The sequence below is a fragment of the Endozoicomonas sp. ALC020 genome, from assembly GCF_049275935.1.
Taxonomy (GTDB): Bacteria; Pseudomonadota; Gammaproteobacteria; order Pseudomonadales; family Endozoicomonadaceae; genus Endozoicomonas_A.
Genome location: NZ_CP184830.1, coordinates 5,698,089 through 5,712,004, shown reverse-complemented (window position 1 = coordinate 5,712,004; position 13,916 = coordinate 5,698,089). Strand labels below are relative to the sequence as shown.

Annotated in this window: 11 protein-coding genes; 7 read left to right on the top strand and 4 right to left on the bottom strand. The window is 46.5% G+C overall.

The window, feature by feature from the left end:
* The first annotated feature begins 15 nt into the window (after positions 1-15).
* The 3 genes from tnpA to ACOJUO_RS20875 all read left to right on the top strand — a co-directional run bounded on the left by tnpA (position 16) and on the right by ACOJUO_RS20875 (position 2,247).
* Positions 16-207: an IS66 family insertion sequence element accessory protein TnpA gene (tnpA, locus tag ACOJUO_RS20885; RefSeq protein WP_422133859.1), complete on the top strand. Its 192-nt coding sequence runs from the start codon at positions 16-18 to the stop codon at positions 205-207.
* A gap of 408 nt (positions 208-615) precedes the next feature.
* Complete coding sequence (locus ACOJUO_RS20880) at positions 616-1,725, top strand: hypothetical protein (RefSeq protein ID WP_422138038.1); 1,110 nt, start codon at positions 616-618, stop codon at positions 1,723-1,725.
* Positions 1,726-1,857: 132 nt separating this feature from the next.
* Complete coding sequence (locus tag ACOJUO_RS20875) at positions 1,858-2,247, top strand: hypothetical protein (protein WP_422138037.1); 390 nt, start codon at positions 1,858-1,860, stop codon at positions 2,245-2,247.
* 537 nt (positions 2,248-2,784) lie between these two features.
* Here the strand turns inward: ACOJUO_RS20875 and ACOJUO_RS20870 are convergent.
* Positions 2,785-3,696, bottom strand: coding sequence for a LysR family transcriptional regulator (locus ACOJUO_RS20870; RefSeq protein WP_422133856.1), 912 nt, complete (start codon positions 3,694-3,696; stop codon positions 2,785-2,787).
* A 109-nt stretch (positions 3,697-3,805) separates the two neighbouring features.
* On the opposite strand from ACOJUO_RS20870, the gene ACOJUO_RS20865 reads away from it, so the two are divergent.
* Positions 3,806-5,824, top strand: coding sequence for an alkyl/aryl-sulfatase (locus ACOJUO_RS20865; protein ID WP_422138036.1), 2,019 nt, complete (start codon positions 3,806-3,808; stop codon positions 5,822-5,824).
* Positions 5,825-6,420: 596 nt separating this feature from the next.
* Here ACOJUO_RS20865 and ACOJUO_RS20860 read toward each other — a convergent pair.
* Entirely contained in the window at positions 6,421-7,563 is a 1,143-nt protein-coding gene (locus ACOJUO_RS20860) for a Fic family protein (RefSeq protein WP_422138035.1), read from the bottom strand.
* A gap of 247 nt (positions 7,564-7,810) precedes the next feature.
* Between ACOJUO_RS20860 and ACOJUO_RS20855 the strand changes: the two genes are divergently transcribed.
* A complete protein-coding gene (locus ACOJUO_RS20855; RefSeq protein ID WP_422138034.1) occupies positions 7,811-8,383 on the top strand; it encodes a cyclin-dependent kinase inhibitor 3 family protein in 573 nt (190 codons plus the stop codon).
* A gap of 552 nt (positions 8,384-8,935) precedes the next feature.
* Here the strand turns inward: ACOJUO_RS20855 and ACOJUO_RS20850 are convergent.
* Positions 8,936-9,070, bottom strand: coding sequence for a hypothetical protein (locus tag ACOJUO_RS20850; protein WP_422132603.1), 135 nt, complete (start codon positions 9,068-9,070; stop codon positions 8,936-8,938).
* A gap of 153 nt (positions 9,071-9,223) precedes the next feature.
* On the bottom strand, positions 9,224-10,417 hold the full coding sequence (locus tag ACOJUO_RS20845) for an RtcB family protein (RefSeq protein WP_422133852.1): 1,194 nt from the start codon (positions 10,415-10,417) through the stop codon (positions 9,224-9,226).
* A 1,477-nt stretch (positions 10,418-11,894) separates the two neighbouring features.
* On the opposite strand from ACOJUO_RS20845, the gene ACOJUO_RS20840 reads away from it, so the two are divergent.
* Together ACOJUO_RS20840 and ACOJUO_RS20835 are read left to right on the top strand one after the other, a co-directional pair.
* Positions 11,895-12,770: a hypothetical protein gene (locus tag ACOJUO_RS20840; protein ID WP_422138033.1), complete on the top strand. Its 876-nt coding sequence runs from the start codon at positions 11,895-11,897 to the stop codon at positions 12,768-12,770.
* Between the two features lie 253 nt (positions 12,771-13,023).
* A complete protein-coding gene (locus ACOJUO_RS20835) occupies positions 13,024-13,884 on the top strand; it encodes a trypsin-like serine protease (protein ID WP_422138032.1) in 861 nt (286 codons plus the stop codon).
* The last annotated feature ends 32 nt before the right edge of the window (positions 13,885-13,916 follow it).

The window sequence follows — 13,916 nt, the reverse complement described above, 5'->3', positions numbered from 1 at the left end:
AAAACGGAGGCCGGTATGGCAAAAAACTCACCCGAGCACAATGAATGGCAAGAACGCATCCAGGCCTGGCAGGCGTCGGGACTGTCCCAGAATGCCTGGTGCAAGCAGCACGACATCCGGGTATCCAAATTTGGATACTGGAAACGAAAGCTGGAAAAAACCTCTAGCAGCCTGCCGTCCTCGCTACGGGCGCTATTCTCGGTCTAAGGCTCCTAGATCACTTTCAGGTGTCTTTCCGGTCAGGTGTCTGATGTTTTTATCTGTTCGGTCGGCCTCCTGGAGGGAGTCTGTTCGCTTACTTCTGTTCAACTCTACGTTTCGAACTGATATTTTTTTCCAGGTCTGAAACGTAGGATTTTATGCCTTGAAGCTTGCTCAGGTTTTCAGTCCAGACCGAGCGCTACAAGCTATACTGCATCGTCGCTTCTATCGTATCTCTCAGGTCTTCTAAAGCCTGCTGTGTGTATGAATATCATGAAAACAATTGCCTTGGTACATACCTGCTTCAGTATTTTTTACTGCCTGAAGGTTTTTCCGAGTCTAACTGCTACGGCAGCGCTACCCGCTGTAAATAAGCAGGCGGCGTAAGTGTTAATTCATCAGAGGTTATTTATTATGAGACTGCACAACTACAAAACATTTTTCTATTGTTTGTTATTGCTAATTTTATCTGCTCAAAGCTTTGCCGAAGAAAATACGCAGGGCAACGCTTTCGAAAATCTTGTTTACTTTCAACCCCGGATTTACATTGCAGAAAAGGCTCAACCTTGTATTGGGGTGCGGGTTTCAAAAAAGCATATTTTTACCTCGCCATCCTGCGCCAAGCAAATACTCGCGCTATTCATGCAAGCCGTTGACATAAATGTACTGAGTCCCGGTAGCGTGAAGCTTGGCCATATTCAAACTTCACATAATCGGTCGGCTACAGCAGGTCTCCTGTCTATAGATCTTTATGCTGATAACTTGCCCTATCAACCGCCTGTATTGAGTACCGTTAATGTTACAAATGGAATTGAGCTAACGGCTTATTACATGCAACAAGGCGATGAAGAGATGAATGTTACAAAGCATTATTTTATCTTTGATAGCCAGCAAAATTCCGGAGTGCAAACAATGATCAAGCTGCCATCGGATATCAGTATCCCTGATGGGGCTCCGGTTAGACTAAGAAACCAGCTGTTCTGCGTAGTGGTAAGCGATACTTGCATCAGGTCATCCTACTTATTAAACGCTTCTGCAAAAGACTATGACCCCGGATGTCCAAGGGCTAACGATACTTATTATTTTCATTGCCGAGAAAGGGGGATGTACAATTGTAGTGAAGTTATATCACCAGAAGGTGTTGCAGGTCTTGATGTAAATGGGTCATGCGTTAACCCCAAGTCAAAAGAGCAGTGTACATTCAACTCTTCGTACGCTTTTAATTCTGATGAAATGGATTATGAGAGGAAGGGTGATTTTATTACATGCAAATCTTGTTCAGCCCAGTATACGTGGTCTAATTCGTCGTTGACCGGCAGCAAATCTGTGATTTGCAGACCCAAAGGCTGTATGCCAGGTTGTAAAGGTAAACCTGATCCAAAGCATTCTGGCAAAAAAACTGCTGACTCCATCGGAGAAGGAATAGCTGGAGAAGTTGCAGCGTTTGTTTTAATTGGTGTGATTGCTTCTGTGGGCTACCTGATTTACAAACTCTACCACAGGGCAAATTATCAGAGTTTGTAGTTCGGCGGCAGGTGCCCAGCTGATGACCCTGCCATGTTATTAAAGGCGGTTCTGTTCGCCTATTCCACAGCATAACTTCCAGTCCCCGGATTGCCAGGGCTTGTCAGGAAAACGTGATATTCATGGCGCTGTTTGCTGACGAGCGTTGCTGTAACCGGCTCTCATCTTCATTCGCGTAAGACCTTCAACGAGCTTGGGGGGCTTACGCGAATTAAGGATGAAGATGCCAAGAATCTGTTGCTCGAAGTTCACAGAACCAACCAGGGGCTACCAATGAGAATAATAGGGCAGGGTGATTGTTTTCTTCTTTTTAGCCGAGGTGAGCCTGACGCCGCTGCGGTGGTTGGTATCAACAAGTGTGAACATGGCCAGGAGTATTGGGTAAATACAGAGGAGCACAAATTCTTCTGGCATCAAACTTACTTTGATGTCATCGAACCTGCTGACACATTCATAGTAAACAGCCAATGGCGTAGGCTATACATACCGGGGCGCAGGGCTAAAATGTGGATGCTGCGGTGATGATCTGACACGATAAGAACTTTTGGCTGGCGCATTGCTGAAGTGCGTTGTTGAAGGTACAACCAGACGAAAAAAAACGCCAATCTTGCGATTGACGTTTCCAGAGAAGCTTCGAAATGGCGTCAGCCTGTTGTTGGCCTTCCTTGCATGCATCTTGCAAGCAAGTCCTTTGCTCCCCCTTTGTCCATTGGTTGTAGTTTCTCAAACCTGTCCGGTTTTCATCATCTGTGGTTATACCTGAATTTCTACGGCCAACCTGGTTCGATCCGGCTAATTTATGCTGAAAGTGGTCAGGTGCCTTCACCAGTTGCATTAAAAAGAGTATGAAAGTACCTGGGACAGGTCTGTTGAATGCTTGCTTCTGTCATATCTCTGCGTGATTTACCTGCGGTGTGGGGAATTGCCTGCTCATCAGCAGCTTTGCTTGCTACTTTTTTGACACCCTCCTGAGCACTTGAGTTCTGGAAGATAGCAAAGAAGTCCATCCAGAATCGTGCCGTCACGGAGCTTTTTCAGGAATGATCTGCCCGCCCTTTTCTATTCACCCCTTAACTCTGTGACATAAGACAGAATTTTACTGCGCAACCAGCAGTTGGTTTTGCTATTCCGGACCCGGCTATGGGCTAGCAATTTGTAGTTAATGGGCAAAGAACGAAACGGTATTTTCATGATCTGTAAACCAAATTGTTGAGAAAACATCTTTGCCAGACTGCTGCTCATAGTGCCAATACTTTCACTACTGGCTACCAGAGCCATTAACGCAAGCAGGGAGTCGCACTCAGCCATAACCTTCCTTGGTTGCAGGGGCTCTTGCGTAAAAGAGTCTGCCAAAAATGTATTTTCACGCCTTAGTTTCAACGTTATATGTTTTTCCTGATAAAACTGCTCAGCTGTAACGCTTCCCTGGATTCTGGGGTGGGATTGGCTGGCAATCAGGCAGATCTGGTCAGTAAACAAAGGCTGGGAAAAATAAGATAAGGTGGAGACATGAGCAAAATCTATTGCTAAATCCGCTTGCCGTAAATTGAGCTTATCAAGTAACTCTTCCTCAGTGGTCGGTGTTGGGAAAAGCACTATTTCCCGGTTTTCCAATGTTGAGTCAGCTTCAATCTTGGGGAGCAGTATCAGCATTACGGGCTCTGGGGTATACACGATGAACCGGCGCTTTCCATGATGGCTGAGTCCCTGCATATCAATGAGAGTATTGTTTATAGTTTCCAGGGCGGGCTCAATCTGGCGGGCTATTTCGTGGGCAAAATCCGTTGGCGCAATGCCTCGGCCATCACGAACAAACAGGGTATCTCCCAATTGGTTTTGCATTCTCTTTAATGCGCCACTGACGCCGGGCTGGGTTAGCTCCATAACCTCAGCCGCCACTGTGATTGATTGATAGCGATAGACCGCCAGAAAAACTCGCAGGAGATTAAGGTCGAACTTTGATGCTTTCATCAATATATAACCAGCAGTGATGATTAAACTAAAAAATCGTAAATTTATCATTATGAATTTAGCCATTAAAGTGATCGAGTCTTCAGTTCAACTGTGAATAAGGACCACTATGAAACCGACACAGACTCTATCAGCTATTACCCTTGCTATTCTTGCGTCGTTTAATGCAAGTGCTGAATATACCAGCCTTGAGGACTATCAGGGCAAACCTGCCACTGCCCATACTGAACAGGCAAACCAGAATCTGGCAAAAAACCTGCCATGGAAAGATGTATCCGCTTTTGAACGTACCCGCAAAGGGCTGATCACAGAATTTGGCAATCATGCTGCGGGAGAGCTGAAAAATCGTTTTCAGTACATGACGGATATGTCGATTGACGAAATACCTGCCACGGTGAATCCGTCTATCTGGCGTCAGGGTATGCTGAATTATACGGCGGGTGGCTTGTATCAGGTGACGGATGGTGTCTATCAGATTCGCGGGGCTGATCTATCCAATATGACCATTTATCGATCCAAAAACGGCTATGTCATTCATGATCCGTTGTTGTCCCGGGAAGCGGCTGCAGCTGCCTGGGATTTTGCCAAAACACACCTGCCTGAAATCAATGGTGAGCATAAAATTACCGGGATGATTTACTCCCATATGCATGCTGATCACTTTGGTGGTTCCAGGGGTGTCTATGAGTCCGGCAACTTCGCCGAAGGCGCGCAAATCTACGCGCCAAAAGATTTCATCAAAGAGCTGGCTGACGAAAACGTCATCGCCGGTACTGCTATGGGCCGCCGGGCAAACTATCAGTATGGAACAACGTTAACCAATAGTACCAAAGGCATCGTTGACAATGCTCTGGGGTTGGGTACGTCAAGGGGCGAGGTCACTCTTGTGGCGCCTACGACAGAAATTACGTCACGTGAAAAAGTGATTAATATTGATGGCCTGGAGTTTCATGCCATAAATATGCCGGGCGCTGAAGCACCTGCGGAAATGGTGCTCTATGTTCCGCAATACCGCTCACTCAATACCGCTGAGCTCACTTATGACGGCATGCATAACATCTACACTTTCCGGGGAGCAAAAGTTCGTGATGCTCTGGTCTGGACCAAGTATCTGACTGAACTGAAAATGCGTTTTGTGGATTCCGGAATGGTTGACAGTATTCACGCTGCACACTCTGCACCAGTCTGGAATGATCCCGCCACTGAAAACAACGAAATTGCCGAGTATATGACCCTGCAGCGGGATAACTATGGCTTTATTCACAATCAGGCCATGCGCCTGGCCAACCATGGCACCACTATTAACGACGTAGGTCGTGAAATTGAGAAGCTGGTGCCAGAGGTTCAAAAGCAGACCTGGCACACCAATGGCTACCACGGTTCATACAGTCACAACGCTCGCGCGGTGGTCAATTTATATCTTGGTTATCACGATATGAACCCGGTAAACACCAACCCGCTTGAAACCAGAGACAAGTCCTGTGTTTATGTGGATGCAGCGGGTGCAGAGGCACTTTATAGCGCAGGAGTTTCACACTTCAATAACGGGCAATATCAAGAAGCATCCCAGCTGTTCAACGATCTGGTGCAATGTCACCCGGATAATCTGGATTATCGCTATGCACTGGCTGACAGCTTTGAGCAACAGGGTTATCAGTCAGAAACCATGGCGTGGCGCAACTCCTACCTGCAAGGTGCAGTGGAGTTAAGAACCGGAGAGATCAAACCATCCATTAAGCTGGCCTCTGCCGATGTTATTGCTAATACGCCAACAGGCATGTTTCTTGACTTTCTGGCGGTTCGCCTCAATGCCGAAAAAGCGGAGCAGGCGGGTTTAGACTTTAGTTTTGGCCTTTATCACCCGGACTTGGAGCAGCGCTTTTTTGGTGAAGTTTCAAACGCCAATATGAGTAATATAGAAGTGGAAACACTGCCGGAGACTGATGTTGAACTGGTCATTCAAAAAACTGACCTGACAAAAATGGCGCTGGGTCAAACTTCCCTGACAACCCTCCTGAAGTCAGGTGATGCTGAGATCAAAGGCAACGCAGAGCTGATAGAAAAGCTGTCAGCAACTCTGGATGACTTTGACGGAATGTTTGAGATCATTCCAATGCCTGCCAGCTAATGACTTTCTTTGAATGATTTTTTGGTTGGGATGAACGACAGTAGTCATCTCAACCTTTTTTTCTATTTACAAACTTTATCCGGATCTTTTAGTGAAAAAAATTCCTCCACACGCATTTGCAGGCGCCATTGACTATGACATGTGACTGTCGTGGCAGAAGAGCTGCAGGATATGTCTGATCCTCTGGCGGTCCAGACACAGGTTGGTGCTGGCATCGCAGAGTCCGATATCTGGATCTAATGGATTACAAAGCGGCTGTAGGTGCTATAAGACTTTCAGCTTTGGATGAGTTATCAGCCTTGTCACATGCGCATAAGCCGGAGTTATGTGGGGCGGCCCGCCGTTGACAATCATCATCAGGGGCTGCGAATTGGCTCAGGATTACTAAAGAACGTCATGCTGCGTAAATGCCAAACACATTGCTGACTTATTTCCTCAATGATCGCTGGCGCAGTCTGGTTTGGCCTTGCTGAAGTGTTTACATGGAACGGAATAAGCGACTTTTGGAACACATATCGCTTTGGTGATTGACCCGGTTATGGCTATTGCTCCGTCACGACAAGAGAACATTCCGGTAGTTGATATGTAGCGTCTGATCATTTACGAGCGACCTGATACCGGGTACTGCGACCACCACCCGGCAATTTCTCAACACATCCTTTATTCAATAAATAAGACAAATGTCGGGTAGCTGTAGCCTTGCTGACTTCTGCCACCTTCTGGTATTGCGATGCACTGATCCCGGATTCAAACCCTTTCTCCCCGCCGTCGAGTAGCCGGTTAAGTACTTTGATCTGCTCATCGGAAAGCCCCGTATCGTGAAATGCCTGCCAGAACCGCGTTTTGTGTAGTGTACGATCAATCTTTCTCAACGAGGCTTTGATCGTTTCATCGAGCATTTGTAAAAACCAGAGCAGCCAGTGGGTGATGTCCACCTTCCCACGCTGGGATTGTTCCAGGATCTGATAATACGCTTTGCGATTATCCAGAATCGCGCTGGACACAGCGTAGAGCCGGATGCTTTGGGCATCGGCTTGTGCCAGGGCCAGGTCGGTAATAGCCCGGGTTAATCGCCCATTACCATCATCAAAAGGATGCAGTGTCACAAACCAGAAATGACTGATGGCAGCACGAAGCAGGGGATCACACTTTGGATCGTTTCTGCTCTGGTTAAACCAGACAAAGAATCGCTCCAGCTCTGAGGTCAATACACTTCTTGGCGGTGCTTCAAAATGAACGGTGGGCCGATCAATACGTCCGGACACCACCGGCATGGGTTCATCGCTCCTTAACTGACCTGCCTGAACCTTGTGAAAGGTAAACTCTGTATTGGGAAACAGCCAGCGGTGCCATTGGAAAAGACGATCCAGACTCAGAGGGTCATCCAGGTTAGTGATTGCATCCAGCATCATTTCTGCCAACCCTTCGGTTCGCTCGGAAGTCGGGTAGGCAGTGTCATCAGTACCTTTGAGATTCAGGCGTTTCGCCAGTGATGACCGGACAGACTGGGCATTAAGGCGTTCACCTTCGATGGCAGAAGAGGTGATGATGTTTTCCAGCAGGGTGTCCAGTGCAGAGGCTTCTGCTTTATCACTCTGGGTAGCGCTGGCTTTTCCTAACAGGACTCCCAGGCTGAAGCGAACTTCTCTGAGTAGAGGTAATACAGCCTCTTCTTGCCAGCAAAACTGGGGCCAGTCTTTGTTTTGCCAGATCCACAGCGTTGGTGAATAATCGGTCATTTACGGGTTTACCCAAGATAGTGAGCCGGTTGTGAATCTTAATCGACTCAAATTATGAGCTAAATAGTAGTATTAATTGGCTCAAACAACAAGATTACAGGGTCAATCAAAACTACTGAACACAACATCAGTCACAACTAATTCCGTAAATCTGCAAAAACGGATTGTTCGGATATACTAAAAGATCCCGTCAGAAACTATGGGAATATCGATTATTAACTCAGAATAAAGTCCGGGAATCATTTAAATGCGAGCATCACAATCAAATCCTTTAGTCATTGATAGCGTTTCTATTCCCGGAGGTGGAATTCTGGGCATGGCCGTTGCACCCGGTAAGAAGGGGCAGTCAATGTTTGGAGAGGACTGGAACCGGGATCTGGCTACAGACATTACCACTATAAAAAAATGGGGCGCAGTGCTGGTGATCTCTCTGATTGAAGAACATGAGTTCCACATGCTGGGTATCGGTGAGCTTGAAGATGAGGTTAACAAAGCAGGTATGCAGTGGCTGCATTTGCCGATAAAAGATTTCTCCATTCCTGATGCCCGATTTGAACAGCATTGGCAGCAGTCTGTTAATACGATTTATCGTTGCCTGGACCAGGGGAAGAAAGTATTGGTTCATTGTCGTGGAGGGCTTGGGCGCACCGGACTGTTGGTTGCCAGACTGCTAATGGCCTATGGTGCATCATCTGATGAGGCTATTTCAAATGTACGAAAAGCCAGGATCGGAGCCATAGAAACCAGGGAACAGGAAGATTACGTGCGGTCTATGCCCTCGGGCAATCACCCTGTCAACACTAAAGCAAAAAAAGTTTAACAAGCCGCACAAGAAAACACTGTTTTATTCAATGCTTTCTGATGCAGCCTGATATCGCTGCGACCACGATGTTTATCTTTACGGTTATAAGTACTCAACCATACGAAATCATATTTTCTGACTTATTGTTCAGGCACTCGCGGCAACTGCTCCTGCGTTGCTCTAGCTCCTGCATCCATGCAGTCGTGATGCGTTGCAACTCTGGTCACATAGCTTGCTATGTTCCCGTCGTTGCGCCTTGCAGAGCACCTGCCCAATAAGCCAGAAATATTCGATTCCGTACGGCTGAGTACTTAGCGGTTTTTCAGCTCTTCCCGACGTTGGCGAAACATAGGGCCTTGCATCAGTTTCAGCACCGCCAAAGGCGAGTGCTTACGAGCGTTTTTTTGCTTTTTCATTGTTCGGTCTCCTGAATGTTGTTGGTATCTTTCCATTCCGGCCTTGAATGTTGCCTTCATCCTGGTAATACACGTTGCGCACTGCAAACCTGGATTCATGGTTTCAGGTTTCAATCACTCGGTAACTCCAGACCATTGCTACTTCTCTTTTTTCCTAGTGCAGCCAAGCCTTGATATCCATACAGGCCACTCGTTCCGATACTCTGAGGTCGTCATTCCCGCGAAGGCGGGAATCCAGCGCCAACAGCGGGTCTCTGCCTTCTCGCGGATGAAAAGGCCAGGGGGACACCGGGCAGTATGGTTCTGGTGATGAGTCTGTGTGGATTCCCGCCTTCGCGGGAATGACGGGAGTGAGGCCGGAAATGACGGGAGGGGAACGGGTTTTGCGACACCCTCTGTTGCGTGGGAACGAGGGGTGTATGGATATCAGAGCTTAGCTGCACTAGCCTTTCACATTAACGATCTGTCGCAGTGTGCACACGACCTCAACCAGATCGTTCTGCAGGCTCATGACCTTATCGATATTTTTGTAAGCGGCGGGAATTTCATCCAGTACGCCTTTGTCCTTTCTGCACTCTATGCCCTGTGTCTGATCTTCAAGATCACGAACAGAGAAGGTTTTTTTGGCAGCGGTACGGGACATGCTCCGTCCAGCTCCGTGAGCGCAGCTGCAAAATGCTTCGGGATTGCCTCTGCCACGGATAATGTAAGACCTGGCTCCCATAGAGCCGGGTATAATGCCCAGTTCGTTGTTTCTGGCCCGGATGGCTCCTTTACGAGTTACCCAGACTTGCTGGCCATCATGCAGCTCCTGCTCAACAAAGTTGTGGTGGCAGTTAATAGCTTCATTGATGACGGTGAACGGTTTCAGATGCTGGTGCAATACGTTGAGAATACTGTTCATCATGTGTTCCCGGTTCAGCAGGGCGTAGTTTTGTGCCCATGCCACGGCTTCAACGTAATCATCAAAGTGGTCCGAGCCTTCCTTCAGGTAGCCGAGGTCTCTGTCGGGCAGATGAATCTGCTGCCTTTCCATGTCTTTTCGAGCCAGATGAATAAAGTACTGACCTATCTGGTTACCGATACCCCGGCTTCCGGAATGCAACATTACCCATACGTTGTCGTGTTCATCCAGGCACAGTTCAATAAAGTGATTGCCAGAACCCAGACTGCCCATCTGACGAACAAACTTGTCCCGATTGCCTCTACGAACAATATCCGGATGCTTTTCCAGAATACGTTGCAAGCCATGAGCAACAGATGAATCTCCGGCTATTTGCGCTTCTTTATGCTGTCCGCCGGCTCCAAGGGGAATAGCCTTTTCAATATCATGCCGGATGGCCAGAAGGTTGTCCGGCAGATCAGAGGCTTTCAGTGATAACTGAACCGCATTCATGCCACAGCCTATATCGACGCCAACTGCGGCAGGAATAATGGCTTCTGTGGTAGCAATAACCGATCCTATTGTTGCACCTTTGCCCAGATGGATATCAGGCATGCCAGCCACATGTTTGTGAATAAAGGGCAGGCTGGCGACTTTACGCATCTGTTCAAGTGCCTGTGGGCTGACCTCATCCGTCCAAATCTTAACTGGCTTTTGGCTATCGGTACCCTCTAGCAAAGTAATCACTGGCATGATGTTGCACCTCTCTTATTTTTTTCAGCGGTATGGTCCAAAATTTTATGGAGCAGGTGATTGATGGTCTCAAATGATCCCACAGTCGTTTGCTGGCTGCCCTTGAAGGCTTCCAGCGCAGAGAGTTGTGACTCCATGAATTCATTCAGTCCCAGCATAGCCTGAATGGTTTTCGTCTCGCTACTCCCCAGGCGCAGCTCCCGGATTCAATGGCATAGTGAATAATGACGTTGTGGTCTTTAATACGTTCTAAAATCTCATCTCTCATATTGCGCTCCCTGAAAGTTGATGGCTTGCTCATTGATTGTTTCAGATGTACTGAATGGTTAGACCAAATGCCGTGCCAATAAGTTCATTATGAGCTGAAAAAAAATAAGGCACTGATATGTAGAGGTTTAATTTTAAGCTATCCTCAAGTTCTCCAGTGTTTCTGTGACGACAGGACAGGTTACCTTCCCTTTGACGTTTATCTTCCCGTACCTGTTCTTCATTTTTTGCCAGCGCTGAACCCTGTGTATCGACAGGTTGAGCCTGGCGTGGGCCTTCACAGTACAAGTTCCCTTTGCCTTGTTTGTCAGAACTAACAGAGCCGATGGATTCTTACCATCAACGGGCACGAGTATACCTTGCACTTTTGTCTGTTTGCGTCAAGTATACAGAGCTGCATCAGTAATGCCGGTTTCTCTTTTTTAAGCTGAGCCACGAAAACATTACTGGCTAGGAGCCTGACCGAGAATAGTCTGCCCTATGCGGCAACTGCTCCTGCGTTGCTCTAGCTCCTGCATCCATGCAGTCGTCGGCAACTGCTCCTGCGTTGCTCTAGCTCCTGCATCCATGCAGTCGTCGGCAACTGCTCCTGCGTTGCTCTAGCTCCTGCATCCATGCAGTCGTCGGCAACTGCTCCTGCGTTGCTCTAGCTCCTGCATCCATGCAGTCGTCGGCAACTGCTCCTGCGTTGCTCTAGCTCCTGCATCCATGCAGTCGTCGGCAACTGCTCCTGCGTTGCTCTAGCTCCTGCATCCATGCAGTCGTGCGACGGCAGCAAATTGGTCTGAAAATCCGCTTTTGTTCGTCAAATAGCTCGCTATTCTCCTCACAAAACCGAATTTTCATCCTCAATTTTCTGCCGTCCTCGCTACGGGGTCGCCTAGTCGGGCGCTATTCTCGGTCAGGCTCCTGGCAGCCTGTCGGACTTAAGACTGTCCTACTGCGGTTGCAATAAATTGGTCTAAAAATCTCTGTTTCTTCGTCAAATAGCTCGCTATTCTCCTCAGAAACAGAGATTTTTATCCTCAATTTCTTGCAATCCTCGCTACGGACGCTTAAGTCCGACAGGCTGCTAGCATCACCTTCTGGAAAATGGGTTCTTCCATTTTTTGCAGCAGCGAGCCAAAACAGTCTCTTTTTATCTGCTCTCACTTATTGAAAGTCATGTATCAAAAGAGGCGATATCTATCCTGACGTAGGGGTTACCTATATGTCATTTATTTATGAAGCCAAAATATTATTCTACCGCTTTAGAGTATTAGTTACGCTAACATTCATATTTTTAGATGTATGTCCCAGCTCTATGGCGGGGTCAGATCTGATGCCTCCCCCACCCACGATATCCTCATCAGGAGGAGCAAGCGGCGGTGATGATCGTGACCCATGTCACTGGCAGAAACGCTGGGTGAAAATTGGTCAACAAACATTTTATGTGCATGCCGAAGATGAAGAACTCCTTCAGCAGCTTTCACAACAACTTGAGCAGATGCGAAATGCTGGGATGCTTATCCCCTATAGCATCAATCGGGGAGCCAATCTCTTTCCAGGTGAATGGATACCGCAAGCAATAAGAAGACTGATGGTACGCTATCCAAATGGAGTGACTATTTTTTCAGCCAGTGTCTGTTTTGCCGGAATGATAGCTTATTGCAGATATAATGGAATCAGTGGCACGTTAAGTCCAATACTGCAAGGTGCCGGCTCGGCCACTTTTGCACACATGATGTTTTTTGTAAATCTATGCCCTTCTTACTTACAGCGACCATTAATAGTTGGTTCTATAGGTGCGTCTGTCACTAATACGATTTGTAGAAATGCCATTGCTCATCATCGTTCACTATTAAATGCACGCAGGACTACAGTTATAAATCCTCAAGTTATTTTTCTGGAGCTACGGGAAGGCCAAATTCAAATGTTGAATGCTGATCAAGATGTAATTGTGCAAGCACAAGCAATAAGACCGGATGATGAACACAATATTGATGATAGATTACTTACTCATACCCGAACTTTAATAAGAACATCGCTAAACTATTTTTGGCAAACATATCATTGGCTTATGCACCTTTATTTCCGTTATCGATAATTGATGTTTCAAGGAACATAACCGCCTGCTTCAGCCGAGCGCTGGCAGGCGACTAAAAGTCATACACGACCACCAATGTGTAACTTACGGGAAAATTCTACCTATACCACGACTGGATCAATGGATACGCCAGCATATCCAGACGGACGCTCAAGTCCGACAGCCTCCTGGAGACCTTCGAAAACCCGATTTATGTCGCGTTTATAGACTACCTTTTTGAATTTATAGTATGAAAGGTTGAGGTGAGGTCGTTATGCACTATTTTGGGCTGGTTTTTCTAATTGTCTACTCCAGTTGCATTTTTGCATTAGATAGACAAAAGCGATACACAGAACCCACTCAAGTTGTTGCACCTGGCTTGCTACCTTGGGTTGTTAAAATGACAAATACCGGTGGCACTTTTACTGGAGTATTGATATCAGACAGACATATAGTAACGGTTGCTCATGCGTTAGATTCTTTTCCGGATGCTGACTGCCTTAAGGCTCATTTTAAAAATGCTTTGACTCCATTTTCGGTTAAAGCAAGCAGATATATATTGTACTCGAAATTTGATTCTTCACGAATTATTTATAATTATGACTTTGCGATAGTTGAGCTAGATCAAAAAATTTTTCTGGATGAGAAAGGTATAAAGCTACCCTTAATCGATAATAAAACATATTTAATAAATGATTTATATAAAATCAATCCCATTTACGCTGCTGCTTATTCAGATCACGATGCCTTGAAGAAAGTGATTCTTACATGGTTATCAGTTAAGAATTCAGTTTATGAGTTAAATTATGCTGGTTATGCAGAAAATGGCAATTCCGGAGGCCCCCTATTCTACAGCATGAACGGTACTGCATATTTATTAGGATTACTTGACGCAAGCGCTGGCGTGGCTGGTGGCGTAATTATCTTCGAAACCCTATCAAAATATCTTGATTTTATCGTAGATAATACCAGTTTAGAAAAGTCTCAAAAAGATAATTGGAAGGATGTTATTTGTATTTTTGACATTACTGTTGGCATTGGAGCTGGTGTTGTTGGCACTCTTCTTGGAATAACAGCCATTCTATATGTAAGTAGAAAGCTCAAAGAAACCCGCATGACAGGAGAAACAATATAATTGGGATAGGGCAGAGTCTCACAACTCTGCAT

Coding starts and splice junctions, on each gene's coding strand:
- tnpA (WP_422133859.1), top strand. CDS start 16: ATGGCAAAAAACTCACCCGAGCACAATGAATGGCAAGAACGCATCCAG.
- ACOJUO_RS20880 (WP_422138038.1), top strand. CDS start 616: ATGAGACTGCACAACTACAAAACATTTTTCTATTGTTTGTTATTGCTA.
- ACOJUO_RS20870 (WP_422133856.1), bottom strand. CDS start 3,696: ATGAAAGCATCAAAGTTCGACCTTAATCTCCTGCGAGTTTTTCTGGCG.
- ACOJUO_RS20865 (WP_422138036.1), top strand. CDS start 3,806: ATGAAACCGACACAGACTCTATCAGCTATTACCCTTGCTATTCTTGCG.
- ACOJUO_RS20860 (WP_422138035.1), bottom strand. CDS start 7,563: ATGACCGATTATTCACCAACGCTGTGGATCTGGCAAAACAAAGACTGG.
- ACOJUO_RS20855 (WP_422138034.1), top strand. CDS start 7,811: ATGCGAGCATCACAATCAAATCCTTTAGTCATTGATAGCGTTTCTATT.
- ACOJUO_RS20845 (WP_422133852.1), bottom strand. CDS start 10,417: ATGCCAGTGATTACTTTGCTAGAGGGTACCGATAGCCAAAAGCCAGTT.
- ACOJUO_RS20840 (WP_422138033.1), top strand. CDS start 11,895: ATGTCATTTATTTATGAAGCCAAAATATTATTCTACCGCTTTAGAGTA.
- ACOJUO_RS20835 (WP_422138032.1), top strand. CDS start 13,024: ATGCACTATTTTGGGCTGGTTTTTCTAATTGTCTACTCCAGTTGCATT.